15 protein-coding genes are annotated in these 19,754 nt (G+C 64.2%); 7 read left to right on the top strand and 8 right to left on the bottom strand.

Annotated elements, in window-relative coordinates; all coding sequences use genetic code 11:
* Nucleotides 1-54 precede the first annotated feature (54 nt).
* Together FHS84_RS05010 and FHS84_RS05005 are read right to left on the bottom strand one after the other, a co-directional pair.
* On the bottom strand, nt 55-1,641 hold the full coding sequence (locus FHS84_RS05010; protein WP_166931117.1) for a stimulus-sensing domain-containing protein: 1,587 nt from the start codon (nt 1,639-1,641) through the stop codon (nt 55-57).
* A gap of 27 nt (nt 1,642-1,668) precedes the next feature.
* On the bottom strand, nt 1,669-2,376 hold the full coding sequence (locus FHS84_RS05005) for a response regulator transcription factor (RefSeq protein WP_166931114.1): 708 nt from the start codon (nt 2,374-2,376) through the stop codon (nt 1,669-1,671).
* A 70-nt stretch (nt 2,377-2,446) separates the two neighbouring features.
* Between FHS84_RS05005 and FHS84_RS05000 the strand changes: the two genes are divergently transcribed.
* Nucleotides 2,447-3,250 carry a class I SAM-dependent methyltransferase gene (locus FHS84_RS05000; protein WP_166931111.1) on the top strand — a complete coding sequence of 268 codons (804 nt, stop codon included), beginning with the start codon at nt 2,447-2,449 and terminating at the stop codon, nt 3,248-3,250.
* Here the strand turns inward: FHS84_RS05000 and FHS84_RS04995 are convergent.
* Both FHS84_RS04995 and FHS84_RS04990 read right to left on the bottom strand, forming a co-directional pair.
* Nucleotides 3,247-5,223: an OPT family oligopeptide transporter gene (locus FHS84_RS04995; RefSeq protein WP_166931854.1), complete on the bottom strand. Its 1,977-nt coding sequence runs from the start codon at nt 5,221-5,223 to the stop codon at nt 3,247-3,249. The genes FHS84_RS05000 and FHS84_RS04995 overlap by 4 nt on opposite strands.
* A 154-nt stretch (nt 5,224-5,377) precedes the next feature.
* On the bottom strand, nt 5,378-7,330 hold the full coding sequence (locus FHS84_RS04990) for an OPT family oligopeptide transporter (RefSeq protein ID WP_243850737.1): 1,953 nt from the start codon (nt 7,328-7,330) through the stop codon (nt 5,378-5,380).
* Nucleotides 7,331-7,586: 256 nt separating this feature from the next.
* On the opposite strand from FHS84_RS04990, the gene FHS84_RS04985 reads away from it, so the two are divergent.
* Genes FHS84_RS04985 through FHS84_RS04970 form a run of 4 tightly spaced genes read left to right on the top strand, consistent with a single transcriptional unit; the run spans nt 7,587 to nt 9,801 of the window.
* Complete coding sequence (locus tag FHS84_RS04985) at nt 7,587-7,964, top strand: hypothetical protein (protein ID WP_166931105.1); 378 nt, start codon at nt 7,587-7,589, stop codon at nt 7,962-7,964.
* Complete coding sequence (locus FHS84_RS04980; protein ID WP_166931102.1) at nt 7,961-8,863, top strand: hypothetical protein; 903 nt, start codon at nt 7,961-7,963, stop codon at nt 8,861-8,863. The genes FHS84_RS04985 and FHS84_RS04980 overlap by 4 nt, the downstream gene beginning before the upstream one ends.
* Before the next feature lie 27 nt (nt 8,864-8,890).
* Nucleotides 8,891-9,505 (top strand): hypothetical protein, encoded by a 615-nt coding sequence (locus FHS84_RS04975; RefSeq protein WP_166931099.1) that lies wholly within the window; start codon nt 8,891-8,893, stop codon nt 9,503-9,505.
* Entirely contained in the window at nt 9,502-9,801 is a 300-nt protein-coding gene (locus tag FHS84_RS04970) for a winged helix-turn-helix domain-containing protein (protein ID WP_166931096.1), read from the top strand. Before FHS84_RS04975 ends, FHS84_RS04970 begins: the two co-directional genes overlap by 4 nt.
* Before the next feature lie 85 nt (nt 9,802-9,886).
* On the opposite strand, the gene FHS84_RS04965 is transcribed toward FHS84_RS04970, so the two are convergent.
* Nucleotides 9,887-11,815, bottom strand: a complete 1,929-nt coding sequence (locus FHS84_RS04965; protein WP_166931093.1) for a methyl-accepting chemotaxis protein — start codon at nt 11,813-11,815, stop codon at nt 9,887-9,889.
* A gap of 263 nt (nt 11,816-12,078) precedes the next feature.
* On the opposite strand from FHS84_RS04965, the gene FHS84_RS04960 reads away from it, so the two are divergent.
* Nucleotides 12,079-12,393 carry a hypothetical protein gene (locus FHS84_RS04960; protein ID WP_208393699.1) on the top strand — a complete coding sequence of 105 codons (315 nt, stop codon included), beginning with the start codon at nt 12,079-12,081 and terminating at the stop codon, nt 12,391-12,393.
* A gap of 203 nt (nt 12,394-12,596) precedes the next feature.
* Here the strand turns inward: FHS84_RS04960 and greA are convergent, their stop codons facing one another.
* Together greA and carB are read right to left on the bottom strand one after the other, a co-directional pair.
* Nucleotides 12,597-13,070, bottom strand: a complete 474-nt coding sequence (gene greA, locus FHS84_RS04955; protein ID WP_166931090.1) for a transcription elongation factor GreA — start codon at nt 13,068-13,070, stop codon at nt 12,597-12,599.
* 204 nt (nt 13,071-13,274) lie between these two features.
* Nucleotides 13,275-16,634 (bottom strand): carbamoyl-phosphate synthase large subunit, encoded by a 3,360-nt coding sequence (gene carB / locus FHS84_RS04950; protein WP_166931086.1) that lies wholly within the window; start codon nt 16,632-16,634, stop codon nt 13,275-13,277.
* A 204-nt stretch (nt 16,635-16,838) separates the two neighbouring features.
* Here carB and FHS84_RS04945 point away from each other — a divergent pair, with 204 nt between their 5' ends.
* Nucleotides 16,839-18,371, top strand: a complete 1,533-nt coding sequence (locus FHS84_RS04945) for a glycosyl hydrolase family 79 N-terminal domain-containing protein (protein ID WP_166931083.1) — start codon at nt 16,839-16,841, stop codon at nt 18,369-18,371.
* Here FHS84_RS04945 and FHS84_RS04940 read toward each other — a convergent pair.
* A complete protein-coding gene (locus FHS84_RS04940; protein WP_166931080.1) occupies nt 18,368-19,735 on the bottom strand; it encodes a tryptophanase in 1,368 nt (455 codons plus the stop codon). The genes FHS84_RS04945 and FHS84_RS04940 overlap by 4 nt on opposite strands.
* Nucleotides 19,736-19,754: the final 19 nt, after the last annotated feature.

Genomic DNA, 19,754 nt, shown 5'->3' with positions numbered 1-19,754 from the left:
CGAACGCCGCGCCCGCCCTGCCAAGCCGCAGCGCCGTCGCGTGAATGTTAACGGTCAGTTCCACGGCGCTGCCAGTGGAAGTTGCACGACGAAGCGGGCACCACCTTCGGGACGGTTTTCCGCCCAGACGCGGCCGCCGGTGCCTTCGGTGATCTGGCGCACGATCGAGAGGCCGAGGCCGGAGTTCTTGCCGAAATCGTGATCCTGCGGCCGCTCGGTGTAGAAGCGCTTGAAGATGGTTTCGACGTTGTCGGGCGGAATGCCGGGACCGGTGTCGTCGACGGTAATGACCACCCAGCCCGGATCGGTGTGGGCCGAGATCGCCACCGTGCCGTCCTTGGGACTGAACGATACTGCGTTGTCGACCAGATTGCGGATCACCTGACCGAGGCGCTCGTCGCGGCCCATCACGGCGGCATCGGGCGGCAGCGAGAGCTTGAGCGCAATCTTCACGCCGCGCGGCAGCTCCATCATCTGATAGATCTCGACGATGGTCTCCAAAAGCTTGGCGATGTCGACCGGGGTCGCGGTTTCGCGGCTCAGCTCGGCGTCGAGCCGCGAAGCGTCGGAAATGTCGGTGATGAGGCGGTCGATGCGTTTGACGTCGGCGCGCACGATACCGAGCAGGCGCATGCGGCTTTCCTCGTCGGTGGCGCGGGCGAACATGTCGACGGCGCTTCTGAGCGAGGTGAGGGGGTTCTTCAACTCGTGCGCCACGTCGGCGGCGAAGCTCTCGATGGCGTCGATGCGGTCGTAGAGCGCGCGGGTCATGGCGCTCATGCTTTCGGCGAGTTCGCCGATCTCGTCGCCGCGCTTCGACATGTCGGGAACCTGTTCGCGGCCGGCCTTGCCGCGGCGCACCCGGTCGGCGGCTTCGGCGAGGCGGCGCATCGGCTCGGCGATGTTCCACGACAGCCACAGCGAGGCGATCAGCATCATCAGCGTGGCGATGGCGAACACTTCGATCAGCTTGGTGCGCTCCAGGCGCAGGATTTCGTCGATGTCGCCGCCTTCGGTCGAGACGAACAGGACGCCGTAGATCGCCTTGAACCGCTGCACCGGCGCGGCGGTCGACAGCACCAGCTTGTTGTGCTCGTCGATGCGCTTGGTCGAGGTTGTCTGACCTTCGAGGGCGGTGTTGACCTCGCGATAGATGCGCCCGTCCTGACCGCCTTCGAGATAGGGCTCGTAATGGGTATTGGGCCGCACACCCATCATCGATTCATAAAGGTCTTCGATCCACTGCTTGAAGCGGCTCCAGCGGTCCACCGGCGGCAGTTCGGCGACCTGCACCGCATTGCGCGAGAGGATGTAGCGGGTGTCGACGATGAGCTGGCCGTCGGTGTCGTAGAGGCGGGCGCGGAGGCGCGTCGGGCCGACGAGGTCACGCAACAGCTCGGAAGCGCTCTGCACGTTGATGCCGCGCCCTTCGCTCAGGGTCGCGTATTCGGCCAGGGTCGAGGCGACCACGCGCGCTTCTTCTTCCACGCCGGTCTGGCGTTCGTCGACCAGATTGGCACGGCTAGCCTGCACCCATGTCACGCCCGCGATCAGAACCGCGAACACGATGGTATTCAGGAGGATGATGCGCCAGCGCAGAACGGAGTGGCGGGGATCACCCTTGTGGCCGAGAAACTTCATCCGACGTAATCCGCCGGACCGCGAGAACTAGATTTCGCGATACCGGTAGCCGACTCCGTAAAGGGTCTCGATCGCCTCGAAACTGTCGTCGACCTGCTTGAATTTCTTGCGCAGACGCTTGATGTGGCTGTCGATCGTGCGGTCGTCGACATAGACCTGATCGTCGTAAGCGGCGTCCATCAGGCTGTCGCGGCTCTTCACGAAGCCGGGGCGCTGGGCAAGGCACTGCAGGATCAGGAACTCGGTGACGGTGAGGCGTACCGGCTTGCCGTCCCAAGTGCATTCGTGACGCTGCGGATCGAGCGCCAGCTTGCCGCGGATGAGGGCCTCTTTCTTGGCCTCCGGCGTGCCGGCGGGCGCGGCCTTGTGGGCTTCGGCGCGGCGCAGCACCGCCTTTACGCGCTCGAGCAGCAGGCGTTGCGAGAAGGGTTTGCGGATGTAGTCGTCGGCCCCCGCGTTGAGACCCATCAGTTCGTCGATCTCTTCATCCTTGGAGGTGAGGAAGATCACCGGGATGTTTTCCTGCACCTGACGCAGCCGCCGGAGCAGTTCGAGGCCGTCCATACGCGGCATCTTGATGTCCAGGACCGCCAAATCCGGTGGCGTCGCCGTCAGGGCCGTGAGCGCCGAGGCGCCGTCGGTGAAGGTTCGGACGTGATAACCCTCCTGCTCCAGCAGCATCTGGACGGAGGCCAGGATGTTCTTGTCGTCGTCGACGAGTGCGATGTTCGCCATGGCTTGGGCTCAAAGAATGCTGGGTGCAGTATAAAGGCCTTGCGCGCAAAGCCAAACGTTGGATCGGAGCATGCCACCTCCCAGTCATTTTCAACCCCGCCGGTTCCGCTCCACCGCAGCGGTCTATGCGCGGTTTCGCCTCGGCTATCCCGACCGCCTGATCCGGCGCGTCATCGCCCTGGCGGGGCTGGAGCGGGGTGATTCCGTCCTCGATCTGGGTGCCGGACCGGGGCTTCTGGCCCTGCCGTTTGCCCGCAAGGGCATGGCGGTCACCGCCGTCGATCCCGAGCCGGAGATGTGCGAAGCGCTGGAAAATGCAGCAAAACAGGCTCATTTGCCGGTCCGGGTGCTGGCCGGAAGCTCCTTCGAGCTGCCGCCGGGGATCGGACCTTTCCGGTTGGTGACCATCGGGCGGGCGTTCCACTGGATGGACCGGGCGGAAACCGTCAAGGCGCTCGACCGGATGGTTGCGCCCGGCGGCGCCCTGGCGCTGTTCGACGACGAGTTTCCGAATTCTGTGGAGAACCGCTGGCGGACCGCGCTGGACACCGTCGCGCACCGCTACGGCGCCGACTCATCACCCCACAGAATGGAGCGCGCCGATCCCGTTCACCGCTCGCATGAGTCCGTTTTGCTCGAATCACCGTTTCCGGTGCTTGAGACCGCCGGTGTGATCGTCCGGCGCGAATTGACGGTCGAGGATATCGTCGGGTACGCGCAGTCGCTGTCGGTGACCTCGGCCCAAACCCTCGGCGAGCGCGCGGCGGCGTTCGAAGCCGATCTGCGCCAAGCCCTAGCGGAACTGTCGCCGGACGGTCAGTTCGTCCAGATCGCCGAAATGAAGGCGCTGATCGCGCGGCGACAGAATGGTTAGGTTCGTGCCCGGCGCGCCAGCCAGCCGCCGAGTTCCAGGATCATCAGCGCGAACACCATCCAGCCGATGGCGGCGGCAGGGCCGAAGCCTTCGCGGATGATGCCGAGCGGCGCGGCCTTGCCGGTGGCGACGATCATGCCGGCATAGACCACGCCGAACACGCTTTCGCCGACGATCATGCCCGAGGCCATCAGGACGGCGAGACGCTTGGACTGTTCGGGCGTGCGGCCGCGGCGGCCGACCCGCGGCTTGGCGCTCCAGCGATCGTAGATGTGGCCGAGCACGGCGCCGATCACCACCGGCATGGTCACCGCCATCGGCAGATAGATGCCCATGCCGATCGCCAGCGGCTCCAGACGCATCCATTTGCGGTAACCGAGAAATTCGTCGAGCACCACCAGCACGACGCCGATACCGGCACCGATGCCGATCATCTGCCAATCGAGGTGCTGCTCGATCACGCCGCGGGCCAGCGTCGCGATGAGGTTGGCTTGGGGCGCCGACAAAGCCGCGCCGACGGCGCTGTCGGGCCGCGGTCCGCCGGCAAAGCCGTTGGCCTGGTTGAGCAGGTTCAGCACCGGCGGGATCACCAGTGCGCCGGCCACGACGCCGATGATGAGCGCGATCTGCTGCGCCCGCGGCGTGGCGCCGAGGATCTGACCGGTCTTGAGGTCCTGCAGGTTGTCGTTGGAGATCGTCGCCGTGGCGAAGACGATGGCGGTGGTGAAGAGGGCGAACGCCACCAGCGGCTGGGTGTTCGCCGCCGAGGCGTGGACGAGCGAAACCAGCAGGGTCGCGAAAATCAGGATGACGAGAATGCCGACGCCGGAAATCGGGCTGTTGGAAGCGCCGATCAGGCCCGCCATGTATCCCGTCACCGCCGCGACGGCGAACCCGCCGATCACGATGAAGGGGAGAATGTAGGCCGTCAGGCTCCAGGCATTGCCGGCGAACGGCGTGCGACCGAGAAAGGCGTTGAGCAGGAACGCGGCGACCGTCAGGCACACAACGGTCAAGGCGATAATCCATCGAGGCGACAGATCGCGGTCGCGATCGTCACCGGCGGTTTTGGAAACGCGCGAAGCCTTTACCGTAGCGACGACGCCCCGCACCACCGGCGCGATCAACTTCAGCAGGGTCCACAGCGCCGCTACGCCCATCGCGCCGGCACCGATGAAGCGCACATTATGATACCAGATGCCAGTGACGTAGCTCGTCAGAGGCGCGCCGTTCTGCGGAATGCTCAGCGACAGGATCGGCACCGCGCCGAGCCATGCGATGGCGACGCCCAGCAGCATCGCCAGACCCACCGATAATCCGACGAGATAGCCGGCGCCCAACAGCGCCAGCGAAAACGACATCGTGAAACTCGTCGCCGCCGGACCGACGCGGAAGAAGCTGCTCAATTCGGTCGACATCAAACGCGTGGCCTGCAGGATCGCCATGAGGATCGACGCCAGCGTGCCGAATATGACGGCGCGCAATCCGACACGCGTCTCGCCTTTGGCATCGGGACCGATCATGTGGCCGACTTCGAGAACCTCCGCCGCGGCGACACCTTCGGGATAGGGCAGGTCGGAATTGGTCACCATGGCGCGGCGAAGCGGGATCGTGAACAGGACGCCGAGCACGCCGCCGCTGGCGCATACCGCAAAGCAGGTCCAGAACGGAAAGCCGCTCCACCAGCCGACGATGACGAGGGCGGGCAGCACGAATACCATCGCCGACAGCGTGCCCGCCGCCGACGCCATCGTCTGCACGATGTTGTTCTCGAGGATCGAGGAATTCCGGAACACCGACAACACCGCCATCGAGATCACGGCTGCCGGAATCGATGTGGCGAACGTGAACGCGACCTTCAGGCCGATGTAGATGTTCGCCGCGGTGAAGACGAACGTGATGAGGGCGCCGAGGAGGATGCCTCGGACAGTGATCTCCTTCAGCCGGAAGCCCGGAATACTCAAACTTCGAATCCGACGTTTAGTGGCGCGCGGATTCTAGTCGCGGAGATTCTAAGAAAAGGTGGCTGCAGCCGCCGTTGTGCGTCGGTGTGACGCGAGAAAACCGCGGCTGTCTCTACGTTTTGCACACATTTCAGGCAGCTCAGCGATGCCTGCTTTGTCTAATTCAAGAAGATCTCTTTACGCGGCGTAATTCCCATCCATACAGCAGCGCAATGATCGCGCCGAACACGCCCCAGGCGACGGCGGTCGCGGGTGCGAAGTTGGCACCCACCAGCGCCAGCGGAGCACCCGCGTCGGCGACTTTGATGTACCCGACTTGGGCCGCGACGATCAGGCCGGCATACAGCACGCCGAACAGGCTTTCGCCGACGATCATGCCGGACGCCACCAGCACCGCGAGGCGCTTGGGATGTTCGGGGTCCTTCCGGCGATTGGCCCACATATCGTAGAAGTGGCCGATCACGGCGCCGATCACCACCGGCAGCGTCACCGCCATCGGCAGATAGATGCCCATGCCGACCGCGAGCGGAGGCAGGCGGATCCATTTCAGCTTGCCCATCACTTCGTCGAGGATCACCAGACCGACGCCGATCGCGCCGCCCTGGATGATGCGCATCCACGGGATGTTCTGCTCGATCACGCCCTGCGCCAACGCGGCGATGAGGTTCGCTTGCGGTGCGCCGAGCGGTGCGCCGACCTGGGTCGGCAGATGCGGAGCGCCGGCAAAGCCGCTCGCTTGGTTGAGCAGGTTCAGTACCGGCGGGATCACCAGCGCACCGGCGATCACGCCGATGATGAGGGCCCACTGTTGCGCCCGCGGCGTTGCGCCGACGAGTTGGCCGGTTTTCAGGTCTTGCAGGTTGTTGTTGGCGATGGTGCCGATCGAGAACACGATGGCGGTGGCGAACAGCGCGAACGCCACCAGCGCTTTGCGTTCGCCGGGTCCGGGTGCCACGACAGCCACGAACAACACGGCGCACAACAGGACGGCGAGAATGCCGACGCCCGACAGCGGACTGTTGGAAGCGCCGATCAGGCCTGCCATGTAGCCGGTGATGGCGGCGACCGCGAAGCCGACGATGAAGATGAAGGGCAGGGCGGTCCAGATCAGCTTGGCGGTCGAGGCGGCGAGTGGTGTGCCGGCCAGGAAGGTCTGCAGCAGAAAGCCGATCAAGGTGAGCGAAGCGACGGTGAGGACGACGATCCAGACCGGCGACAGGTCGACATCGCGCGTATCGCCGCCGGCGGTTTTGGAAGCCTTGTGCGCGCCCATGGTCGAGATGACGCCGCTCACCACCGGGCCGGCGAGCTTGGTCAAGGTCCAGATCGCGGCGACCGCAATGGCGCCGGCGCCGATGAAGCGTACCTCGCGGGAACGGATGCCTTCGACAAAAGCCGAGATATCGCCGCCGGCGAACGGTGTCTGGCTGGTGAGCATGGGCAGCGCCGCGCCGAACGCGATGAAGATGCCGAACAGCATGGCGACGCCGACCGACAGGCCGACGAGATAGCCGGCGCCGATCAGCGCCAGCGAGAACTGCATGCCGTAGCTCGAATAACCGGGCCCCGCTTTGAAGGCGCCGGCTGCTTCGCCGACCGCGAGACGGCTGGCCGTAATCAGCGACATCGCCGCGGCACCGACCGCGCCCCAGACCACCGCGAGCAGACCTTCGTTGGAATCGGCGCTCTTTTCTTCGCGGGCCTTGGCGCCGACTTGCAGCACTTCCGCTGCCGCCACGCCTTCGGGATAGGGCAGGTCGGAGGTCGTCACCATCGCGCGGCGCAAGGGGATCGTGAACAGAACGCCGAGCACGCCGCCCGCGGCGCAGATGCCGAACGAGGTCCAGAACGGAAAGCCCGTCCACCAGCCGATGATGACCAGACCCGGCAGGACGAAGATGATCGCCGACAGCGTGCCAGCGGCCGAAGCGACCGTCTGCACGATATTGTTCTCGAGGATCGAGGAATTCTTGAAGGCGGCGAGTACGGCCATCGAAATCACCGCCGCCGGGATCGAGGTCGCGAAGGTTAGGGCGACTTTCAGCCCGATGTAGACGTTCGCCGCCGTGAACACGACGGTGATGGCGATGCCGAGGAGAATTCCCCGGACCGTCATCTCGGTGACTTTCTTCGCGCCAGTACTCACGGCAGGGTCCCCACTCTTTTCTTCGATTCCGGTGCGGCGTCCCGATTTCAGACACGCCACTTTTTGCGCCGCGCACAGTGAACAGGTCCGCTCTGCAAGGAAAGAGTTTTTAACTTCAAAGCCTTGGCATGCGGCAGTCAGTCTGGGAGTTGGATGCTGATGAAGTACTTTACATTATGAAGTACTTTCGCTATGGTTTGCCCAAGATTGGAGAGGCCCAGAGCCCATGCGCACGATTGTGGCGGCCGGAACAGCCGAAGCGGAACAAACCCTGCCGGAAACGGCGGTGAAGTGGATTTTGAAAACCGAAGCGCTGTGGCTGGCGCTTTTGGTCGCCGCGATCCTCACAGCGATGGTTGCGCAGGCGACGTCCATCCGGCCGCAGCCAATGTTCGGACCGTTCCGCGGCGTCGTGTGGTCCGCCGTCGCGATCTACGTCGCGGCGCGGTTGCAGGGCGTCCTCGTCAGCCGCGCGGTGCCGTCGGCCGTGTTGTTCGCCGTGCTGATGGCCGAGCAGCTTCTTCAATCCGGCAGTGCCGAGCCGCGCGTCGCTGACGCCCCATTCCCGCTCAACCCCAGTTCGATGGTTTGGAGAACCCGATGACCGATCTCACTATGAACGCCGCTCCGCGCGCGTCCGCTTTCGCTGTTCCGCTCCTGGTCCTGAAGACTTTCGCTCTGTGGCTCGCCGCCATCTCCGGAACCATCGTGGGCGGGATCGCGATCCCGATCCATTTGCCGCCGGCCATTGCGGACGGGCCGCTGACGTCCGGGCAGGCGATGCTGGTGGTGAATGCGCTGTTCGCCGTGGTCCTGGCGGCGATCGCCGCGACCGCGCGCGTGCGAGGCTGGCGTCTGTTCGTGCTGCTGTTCGCCGCCAATTTCCTCATCTGCAGCGCGATGATGCAGATCGAGACGCTGTGGTTCAACGAAAGCCTGAAGCTGCCGCTCGTGGCGGTCGGCCAGATCACTGCGATGAGCGCCATTTCGGCGGCCGTCACGGCGTTCGTTGGCGCGCTGCTGTTCCGGCCCGAGCCCTCCGCAGCCCAGCCGGTGCCCACCACCCTGACGCGGCGCATCGCGATCATGGCTCCGATCTACGTCGTTCTCTATTACGGCGCCGGCTTTTTAATCGCCTGGCAGAGTGCGGCGGTGCGGGCCTATTACGAAAACGGCATCCACATCGCGTTCGTCCCCACGGTGCTGTTCCAGATTCTGCGCGGCACGCTGTGGGCGATCATCGCGCTGTTTATCGTCACCCGACTCAAGGGCTCGCTGGCGCGGAGGGCGCTGGTGATGGGTCTGCTGTTCTCGGTGATGACGGCCGCGCAGCTTCTCTATCCGACCTCGTTCTTCCCCTGGGCGGTGCGTTCGGCGCATCTCGTCGAGGTCGGCACCTCGGAGTTCATCTACGGCATCGTCGCGACGCTGGTGCTTCTGGCGGGGGCCGCCAAGCGGCCGCTCGCAGGCGGCATCTGGCGCGGCATTGCCGGTCAGGCTTAAAACAACCTCAGCAACGGAGACTCGACTATGGGCGACCAGACTTCCCTGCAAGAAGACATCTCGTTCCTGCGCCAGATGGCCGAAAGCGGCCGCAAGGGCCCGATCATGGGCGGCATTTTCCTCGCCGGTGCCGGCGTGGTGTTCGGGGCGGCGAGCTTCATGGATGGGGCGATGCAGAACGGGCTGGTGCCCTTCCGGATCGGCGCAGGGCCGTTGTGGATCGGCGCCAGCTTGATCTTCACGGCCTTCTGGCTGGCGATGTATTTCCGCCTGATGCGCGGCAACAAGCCGGTCGCAAGCGCCCAGAACGCAACCTTCGGCGTCGTCTGGTCGGCGTGCGGCGCCGGCGTGATGGTCTGCTTTCTGACGACAATCCTGATCGCGCGCGATCTGCATAGTCCGGTGGTTCAGGCCGCCTATGTGCCGGTGATCTACGCCTTCTACGGCACCGCCTGGTTCGCGTCCGGCGCGCTGGCACGACGGAGCTGGATGTTCTTTGCGGGACTGGCGTCGTATCTGTTCGCGTTCATCATCGCGCTTCTGATCGATACGCCGTACCTGACGCTGGTGATGGGTGCCGGTCTGCTGATGCTGCTCACCGTGCCCGGCATCAAGCTGGCGATGGACGAACACAAGTCATGAGCGACGATTTCGACATCAGCCGGATCGACGACGTGATCCATGGACGGTTGCGGCTGGGCGTCATGGCCTACCTGGCCGGGGCGGGGCACGCCGACTTCAACGAGCTCAAGGCCAAGCTGCAGGCCTCCGACGGCAACCTCTCGGTCCAATTGCGCAAGCTGGAGGAGGCGGGCTACGTCGAGATCGAGAAGACCTACGCCGGACGCAAACCCCTGACGCGCGTCACCATCACGGACCAGGGCCGCACCGCCTTCGTCGGCTATCTCGACGCCATCGAAAAGCTTCTGCCCAAATAGAAAAACGGCCCTCCGCGAGGAGGGCCGTAAGTTCTGGATTTGATTGGCAGCAGGGGAGCGAGCGATCGCTCCCCATTTTTCATGACTAGAATTCCACCCAGTCGTCGGTGGCAGCCGCTTCGGTGGCGGGCGCCGCTCCGGCATTGACCGCAACCTTCTCGCGCTTGGGTGCCGACTTGGCCGCAGGCTTGGAAGCCGGTTTGGCAGCCGCCTTCGGCGTTTCGACGGGCTTGCTCTTCGCAGCGTGGCTGGTGACGACCTGACCGTCGACTCCATTGACCTTGAAGCGGCCGAGCAGGGCGGCGAGGTTTTCGGTTTCCTGCGCCAGCGAATGGCTCGACGCGGTCGACTCTTCGACCATCGCCGCATTGCCCTGCGTGACGCCATCGAGTTCGGCCACCGCGGTGTTGACCTGGGCGAGGCTGCTCGATTCTTCCTGGGCCGAGGCGGAGATCGCATTGACGACGTCGTTGATCTCGGTGACCTGGGTGACGATACGATCGAGCGCCTTGCCGGCTTCGACCACCAGACCGACGCCCTGGTTGATCTTGGTCGTCGAGGTGCCGATCAGCGCCTTGATCTGCTTGGCGGCGTCGGCGGAACGATGCGACAGTGCACGCACTTCGCTCGCCACCACCGCAAAGCCCTTGCCCGCATCGCCCGCACGCGCCGCTTCGATACCGGCGTTGAGGGCGAGGAGGTTGGTCTGGAAGGCGATCTCGTCGATGACGCCGATGATGGCGGTAATTTGCGCCGCGCTCTTTTCGATCTCGTGCATCGCGGAAACCGCATCGGTGACGACGGCGCCGGTACGGGTCGCGTCTTCCTTGGCGGTCGATACCGCATCGCGGGCGTTGAGAGCGCCTTCGGCGGTCCGCTTCACGGTCGCGGTGATGTTGTCGATCGTGGCGGCGGTTTCTTCGAGCGTGGCCGCCTGATGTTCGGTGCGGCGCGACAGATCGTCGGACGCGCGCGAGATTTCGGCGGACCCGGCCTGGACGTTGTACATCACCTGCCAGATGACGCGCAGCGTGTCTTCCAGCTTGTGCATGGCGGCGTTGTAGTCGTCGCGCACCTTGGAATAGCCGGCCTTGAACTCGTCCTTGATGCGGTGGGTGAGATCGCCCGCCGCCAGGCTGGTGAGGGCGGAAGCCAGCGAGGAGACGACGGTGTCGACGGCCTTGCGGGTCTCTTCCTGTTCGCGGCGGGCCTCGACCAGACGCGCCTCGTTGTCACGGAACACCAAGAGCGATTTGACGATGGCGCCGAACTCGTCGCCGCGTTCCATGGCTTCCAGATCGACGTTGGTATTGCCGCCGGCCAGGGACTCGGTGGCGTCGGCGATTTTCTTCACGTCGCGGCGGATCATCACCACGAGCAATGCCGCCAGCAAGCCGACCAGAAGCAGCGTAATGATCGCGATCGTGCTGATCGATTGCTCGGTGGCTTCGGAATGCTCGGCGCTGGCCTTGGCCCGCGCATTGGTCGCGTCGGTGGTCGACTTCACGACCTGATCGAGTGTCGAGAGCATGCCCTGATAGCTTTTCTCGAACGGATCGATGAAGCTGACGGCGGCCGAGAAGTCGGCGCTCATCATCGAACCGACGAGGTCGACGGCGCTCTTGGTCTCGTCGACCTGTTTCTCGAGCTTGACCACCATCGGCTTCTGATCGGCACTCATCTTCGGTTCGAGTGCCTTCAGGCTTGCTTCGATGGAGGCGAAGCTGGCAACGACCTCTTTGGTCTGCGCATCAATCTTGCCGGTGTCGATCTTGCCGGCCTGATGCGTCAGCAACATATACACTTGTCCGTGAGCGTCCTGGATGCGCTGGGCGATGTTTTTCATCTCCAGGCTCTTCACCATTTCGACGTCGACCACGTTGCGCAGATCCTGCGCGGCGTTTTTCTGTGCGTTGATAGACACCCACGCCACGCCCGCCAGCGCGATAAGCGCTACGGTCGGCGCGAAGGCGATCTTCACGAGAAGCGGCATATCCGCCAGACGAAAGCCCATTACTGCCAATCCTTTTAATTCCCCCGTCCGGGTTCAGCCCGGACAACGCACTATGGCGTACAGATATTCACCATCGGCTTAACGCGGTCCTCCACACTTTCCTGACGGGCGGTTAAGCACGGGGAACAGTGCTAACTATGCGTTAATCATTACTGCCAAGCTTCGCTTCCGGATTGGGCTGCGCGACGGATTTTTAATCAGTGTCACTTATCGTTCGACCGATCCGGCGCTCAGACCGGTAGGCTTTAAACGGGTGGGTTGAAATGAGCACCATGAAATATGGTATGTTTGTTGCCGGCGCAGCCGCGGCGATGTTGATCGCGACTCCGGCAATGGCAGGTAGCTTGGCGGAGCAATTTGCGAGTTGCGCGAGCAAATTTGCCAGTTCGAAGCAGGCGGCCAGCGTGATGCTGGAGTGCACTGCGGCCGACGGCAAACTCAGTGATTGCAAAGTCCTAGAGGCGCCGGCTCCGGCGGCGGGATTCGACAAGGCTGCGTTGTGCGTCGCCGAAGCACTGCCGGTCGGCTCGCGCACCGGCTCGATCAAGGTTCCGATTAAGTTCGAACCGTCGAAATAGGGTTTCCAACCGCGCGGCGCTTGTTGGGACGGCGGTCCGCGATATGGTTAGCGTGAGGCGCACTTCCTGCCGGACAGGCGGGCGGTGCGCTTTGGCGTTTTAAGGCGCAATTTCCCGCTCGCTACTTGCGCAAGCAGCAAGTGCGCAGAGCTATGCTCCGCGGGGTAGGAAGGAAGAGGGCGCCGGATGCGCGATAGCGCAGGCTAAATCCACTCGACCTTGAGGATCTCGTAGCTCCGCGCACCACCGGGGGTGGCAACTTCGACGGTGTCGCCCTTGTTCTTGCCGATGATGGCGCGGGCGATCGGCGAGGAGATCGAGATGCGGCCGTTCTTCGCATCGGCTTCGAGATCGCCGACGATCTGGAATTTGCGCTCCTCGGAGGTGTCTTCGTCGACGATGGTCACGGTGGCGCCGAACTTCACGGTCGATCCCGACAGGCGTGACACGTCGATGACGTCGGCGCGGCCGATCTGGTCTTCGAGCTCGATGACGCGGCCTTCGATGAACGACTGACGTTCCTTAGCGGCGTGATACTCGGCGTTTTCGGAGAGATCGCCATGGGCCCGCGCTTCCGCGATCGCCTTGATGATTTCGTGGCGGTCGACGTTTCTCAGCTGATCCAGCTCCACTTCCAGGGCTTTGTAGCCCGAGGCGGTCATCGGAATGCGTTCCATGGTTTCCCTACTATCGACAAAACCTCTCCTTCCCGCTGACGCGAGGCCCGACGGCCGGACGCGGAAATGAAAGGGCTCCGCTAACGCCTTGAACTTACGGGAATTCCAAATTCCCGCTCGAAGCGGATACAGGCCAAACTCTAAAGCCGCTTGCCTGCGACTGCAAGGGTGGCCGGGTTGCGGGGTGCCTTGGGTAAGCCCTTGTCAATCCGAGAGGAAATCTTCTTGCGGGGGCCGGTATTGCAACGGACGCACGTCGAGCGTGCCCGCCCGCAGGGCCGCAATCGCCTCGGTCGCCGCCGCCGCCCCCGCCATAGTGGTGTAATAGGGCACCTTCATGGTCAGGGCCGTACGCCGGATCGACATCGAGTCGGACACCGCGCGGGCGCCTTGCGTCGTGTTGAAGACGAGCTGCACTTCGCCGTTCTTGATCGCGTCGACAATGTGCGGGCGGCCTTCGCGGACCTTGTTGATCGCCTTGACCGGCAGTCCGGCCGCTTCCAGTACCTTGGCGGTGCCGCGGGTGGCGACGATCTTGAATCCCATCGCGATCAGGTTGCGGGCCGGATCGATCACGTCCGCCTTGTCGGCTTCGCGCAGGGAGATGAACACCGTGCCCGATTGCGGCAGTTTGGCGCCGGCACCGATCTGGCTCTTGGCGAAGGCGCGGCCGAAATCGCTGTCGCGGCCCATCACTTCGCCGGTGGATTTCATTTCCGGGCCGAGCAGGGTGTCGACACCGGGGAAGCGCGCGAACGGCAGCACCGCTTCTTTGACGCAGATGCGGGTGGTGCGGGCCTTGGAATGCGGAATCTCGGAGAGCTTTTCGCCCGCCATGACGCGCGCGGCGATGGCCGCCACCGGCAGGTTGATCGCCTTGGCCACGAACGGCACCGTCCGCGAGGCGCGCGGGTTCACTTCCAGCACGTAGATATCGTCGCCGTTCTGCACCGCGTACTGCACGTTCATCAGGCCGCGAACCTTGAGGGCGCGGGCCATGGCGATGGTCTGGCGCTCGATTTCCTTGATGGTCTCGCGGCGCAGCGAATGCGGAGGAATGGCGCAGGCGCTGTCGCCCGAATGCACGCCGGCTTCCTCGATATGCTCCATGATGCCGGCGATGAAGACGTTACCGTCGGCATCGCAGATGGCGTCGACGTCGACTTCGGTGGCGCGGTTGAGGAAGCCGTCGATCAGGACGGGGTTCTTGCCGGAGATTGCGAACAGCTCGCCCGATTTCACCGCGGCTTTGGTCTGTTCCTCGCTGGTGACGACGACCATGCCGCGGCCGCCGAGCACGTAGGAGGGGCGCAGGATGACCGGGTAGCCGATCTCGCGTGCCGCCGCGATGGTCTCTTCCGCCGTCATGGCGGTGGCGTTGCGCGGCTGCTTGAGGTTGAGATCCTGCAACAGCTTCTGGAAGCGCTTGCGGTCTTCGGCGAGGTCGATGGCGTCGGCGGAGGTGCCGAGGATCGGAACGCCTTCTTCGACCAGGCGATTGGCGAGCTTCAGCGGCGTCTGGCCGCCGAACTGCACGATCACGCCCGCCAGCGTGCCGTTGGTCTGCTCCTTGTCGACGATTTCGAGCACGTCTTCGGCGGTCAGCGGCTCGAAATAGAGCCGGTCCGAGGTGTCGTAGTCGGTCGACACGGTTTCGGGATTGCAGTTGACCATGATGGTCTCATAGCCCTGCGCCGAGAGCGAGAAGGCGGCGTGGCAACAGCAATAGTCGAATTCGATGCCCTGGCCGATGCGGTTGGGGCCGCCGCCGAGAATGATGATCTTCTTGGCGTCGGTGGGCGCGCTTTCGCATTCGGGCGCCGGGCCGGTCTCGTAGCTCGAGTACATATACGGCGTCATCGCCTTGAATTCGGCGGCGCAGGTATCGATGCGCTTGTAGACGGGCCGTACGCCGACGTGGACGCGGGCATACCGCACTTCCTTCTCGGTCTTGCCGGTCAGCTTGGCGAGGCGCTTGTCGGAGAAGCCCATGCTCTTCAGGCGGCGCAGCGCGGCGGCGTCGGCGGGCAGGCCGGAGGCTTTGACGTCCGCTTCGACCTTCAGGATGGCTTCGATCTCGCCCAGGAACCACGGATCGTATTTGGTGATCTCGGCGATTTCGGAAACCGGGAAGCCCTGGCGCATGGCCTGCGCGATGCGGCGGATGCGGTCGGGATGGGTTTGTCCCAAAATCTCGGTGATGTCGGCAGGATCCTCCGGCATGTCGATTTCGTCGAGGCCGGTGAGCCCGGTTTCGAGCGAGCGCAGTGCTTTTTGCAGCGACTCCGCAAAGGTGCGCCCGATCGCCATCGCTTCGCCGACCGACTTCATCGCAGTGGTCAGAACCGGCTCGGCGCCGGGGAATTTCTCGAACGCGAAGCGCGGAATCTTGGTCACGACATAATCGATGGTCGGCTCGAACGAGGCCGGAGTGACCTTGGTGATGTCGTTCTGGATTTCGTCCAGCGTGTAGCCGACCGCGAGCTTGGCGGCGACCTTCGCGATCGGGAAGCCGGTGGCTTTGGAGGCCAGCGCCGAGGAGCGCGACACGCGCGGGTTCATCTCGATAATGACCATGCGGCCGTCTTTCGGATTGACCGCGAACTGCACGTTCGATCCGCCGGTCTCGACCCCGATCTCGCGCAGCACGGCGATGGAGGCCGTGCGCATGCGCTGGAATTCCTTGTCGGTCAGGGTGAGGGCGGGGGCGACGGTGATGGAGTCGCCGGTATGCACGCCCATCGGATCGATGTTCTCGATCGAGCAGACGATGATGGCGTTGTCGCGCTTGTCGCGCACGACTTCCATCTCGAATTCCTTCCAGCCGAGCACGGATTCTTCGATCAGCACCTCGTTGACCGGGCTGGCGTCGAGACCGGCTTCGACGATCTCGAAGAATTCGTCGCGGTTGTAGGCGATGCCGCCGCCGGTGCCGCCGAGCGTGAAGCTGGGCCGGATCACGGCGGGCAGGCCGACATGCTCGAGCGCTTCGAGCGCGTGGGTGAACGCCTCCGGCGACAGCTCCATCACCGGATTGTTCTGGTCGTCGTAGAGGAAGTTGCCGTGGCTGTCCTTCTTGTGGCGCAGATAGCCTTTGAGGGTCATGCCGCGCGGCACGTCGAGGCCGATCTTGATCATCGCCTGGCGGAACTGCTCGCGGTCCTCGGCCTTGTCGATGGCCTCCGCGGAGGCGCCGATCAGCTCGACATTGTACTTCTCGAGGATGCCGCGCTTACGAAGGGTCAATGCCGCGTTGAGCGCCGTCTGGCCGCCCATGGTCGGCAGCAGCGCGAAGGTGCGCCCGGCCGGGACGTTCTCGCGCTCGCGCTTGATGATCTTTTCCAGGAAGGTGGCGGTGATCGGCTCGATGTAAGTGGCGTCCGCGAGCTGCGGGTCCGTCATGATCGTGGCCGGGTTCGAGTTCACCAGCACCACGCGATAGCCTTCCTGCCGCAGCGCCTTACAAGCCTGGGCGCCGGAGTAGTCGAACTCGCACGCTTGGCCGATGACGATGGGGCCCGCACCGATGATCAGCACGGTATGGATGTCTTCACGTTTCGGCATTTTGTTCTCGCGCGCGTGGACGGGCGCACGAATGTCGCACCCGGTTCCGGCCAAATTGCAGGTTAAGGGGATGCTCTATCGCCAACGGGGGGGGCGCGCAACCCTGCTGTCACAATATGTTGTGCAACCCCAGCGGGCCGTTCCGCAGCCGCGAATCGACCTCCACTGGTGGTATCGTTTCGTGCCGATTCTGAGGTTCCGCACATGAGAATTCTCGCCTCGTTGCTGGCGTCCGCCGCCGTTTTTGCCGCCGCTGAGGCCGCACCCGCCGTTAATCCGGGGGCGCTGCCCAAACTCGGGACCGTCGATGCCCGGTTCCAGTCCTACAACGTCGAGATGATCGAGGTGACCGGCGGGGCGTTCTGGAAGCCTTATGGCGCCCCGGATGTCGCTCCCGATGGCCCGACCCCGGCCGGGATGGACCCGAAGATCTACGCCTATCGCACGCCCAAGGACCTTTATAACCCGCGGCTCAGAATGCTGGCGGCGGCGCTGGGGCCTTCCTATGTGCGGGTCAGCGGCACCTGGGCCAACGCGACTTATTTCGCCGATACCGATACGCCGCCCGCCAAGCCGCCGGCCGGATTCAACGGCCTGCTGACGCGGGCGCAGTGGAAGGGCGTGGTCGATTTCGCGCACGCGGTCGATGCCAAGATCGTGACCTCGTTCGCGCTGTCGACCGGAACGCGCGATGCGAACGGCGTCTGGACGCCCGAAACCGCCAAGCCCTGGCTCGCCTATACCAAAAGCATCGGCGGCGAGATCGCGGCGGCCGAATTTGCCAACGAGCCTTCGCTGGTCGCTTTGATGAGCGTGCCGAAGGGCTACGACGCCGCCCAATGGGGCCGCGATTTCAAACTCTGGCGCGCGTTCCTGAAAGAGACCTCGCCGGGCACGCTGGTGCTTGGTCCCGGAGCGGTTGGCGATAAGCCCGGCCCCGGCAACCCGGCGGAAGGCCGCAATGATTTCATGAGTGCTGCGGCAATGGAGACGGCGAGCGGGCCGGGCGTCGATGCGTTCTCCTATCATCACTACGGCGATGTGTCCGAACGCTGCCACGGCAAGCAGACGCTGGATAAGGCGCTGTCGGAGGAGTGGCTTGCCCGCACTTCCGGCGCGCGTGCGGTTTATGCGTCCTTGCGCGACCACTACGGGCCGGGCAAGCCGTTATGGCTGACCGAAGTCGGCGATGCAGCCTGCGGCGGCAATCCGTGGGCCAAGACCTTTGCCGACAGCTTCCGCTATCTCGACCAGCTCGGGCGGCTGGCGAAAGACGGCGTGCAGACGGTGATGCACAACACCCTGGCGATTTCCGATTACGGCATGATCGACGAGAAGACTCTCAAGCCGCGGCCGAACTATTGGGCGGCGCTGCTGTGGCGGCGGCTGATGGGGACGACTGTGCTCGACAGCACCGTTCCGCTCCAGCAAGGGCTGCATGTCTATGCCCACTGCGAAGCAGGCGTGAAGGGCGGGGTGACGCTGCTCGTCATCAACAACGATGCCAAGCCGTCGTCGCTGCAGCTTGCGTCTCGGGCCCAGCGCTACACGCTGTCGGAAGCGAAGATCGATGATGGTGGCGTTCGTCTGAACGGGCGGACGCTGGCGCTGACCAAGGACGGCAAACTGCCCGTGCTGAAAGGTGTTCCGGCCAAGGCGGGCACGGTGACGTTCGATCCGGAGACGATCACGTTCCTGGCGGTGCCCGAGGCGAAGAACAAGTCCTGCGGGATCTAGCTGATCGGCTCGAACTTCGCGGAGAAGTGGCGCATGCGTTCCGGCTCCCAGGTAATGCGCATGCCGGTCAGCTTGTCTTTGTTCTTGGCGATGGTCTCGAACACTTCGACGATGTAGTCGGCGTGGCTTTGCGTGTAGACGCGGCGGGGCAGGGCCATGCGGACCAGCTCCATCGGCGCGGGATGCTCCGAGCCGTCGGGATGACGGCCGAACATCACGGTGCCGATCTCGCAACTGCGGATGCCGCCCTCGATATACATCGCCACCGCCAGCGCCTGGCCGGGATATTCCAGCGGCGGGATATGCGGCAGGAATTTCTTGGCGTTGATGAAAATCGCATGCCCGCCCGAGGGCTTCACCGTCGGCACGCCGAGCTTTTCGAGCCGTTCGGCGATGTAGGAGGCGGTGCGGATGCGATAGGCGAGGTAATCCTCGTCGACAATTTCCTTGAGGCCTTGCGCGATGGCGTCGAGATCGCGTCCGGCGAGCCCGCCGTAGGTCGGAAAGCCTTCGGTCAGGATCAGCCGCTCGCGTACGCTTTGCGCCAGATGATCGTCGTTGAGCGCCAGCCAGCCGCCGATATTGGCGAAGGCGTCCTTCTTGGCGCTCATGGTCATGCCGTCGGCGACCGCGAACATGTCGCGCACGATGGCTTCGACGTGACGGCCTTCCTGGCCCGGCTCGCGCAGCTTGATGAAGTAGGCGTTCTCGGCGAAGCGGCAGCCGTCGATGATGAAGGGCTTGCCGTACTTGTGCGCCAGCGCCGCGGTTTCGCGGATATTGGCGAGGCTCACCGGCTGGCCGCCGCCGGCGTTGTTGGTGACGGTCATCATCACGCACGGCACCGCATCGCCGGCGTTGGCGAGGAACCGCTCCAGCTTGGCGGTATCCATGTTGCCCTTGAAGGGGTGCAGATTGTCGGGGTCGTGGCCTTCTTCGATGACCAGATCGACCGCTTCGGCGCCGGTCGCTTCGATGTTGGCGCGGGTGGTGTCGAAGTGGGTGTTCGACGGCACCTGCCGGTGCGAGCCGCCAAGCACCGAGAACAGGATCGCTTCCGCCGCACGGCCCTGATGGGTCGGCAGGATGTGCTTGAACGGGAACAGGCTCTTCACCGCCGCTTCGAAGCGGAAGAAGGACGGGCTGCCGGCGTAGGATTCGTCGCCGCCGATCAGGGCCGCCTGCTGCGCCGCGCTCATCGCCGAGGTGCCGGAGTCGGTGAGAAGATCGATCAGCACGTCGTCGGAATGCAGGCCGAAAAGGTTGTAGTCCGCCGAGGCGACGAAGCATTCGCGCTCGTCGCGCGTCGTCATGCGGATTGGCTCCACGACCTTGATGCGGAACGGCTCGATGATGGTTCTCATGGCATGGTCCTGCGGCAAA

This window comes from Rhizomicrobium electricum (genome assembly GCF_011762045.1).
Lineage (GTDB): Bacteria > Pseudomonadota > Alphaproteobacteria > Micropepsales > Micropepsaceae > Rhizomicrobium > Rhizomicrobium electricum.
The sequence above is the reverse complement of the archived record's forward strand: the minus strand, read 5'-3'. Positions and strand labels throughout refer to the sequence as shown.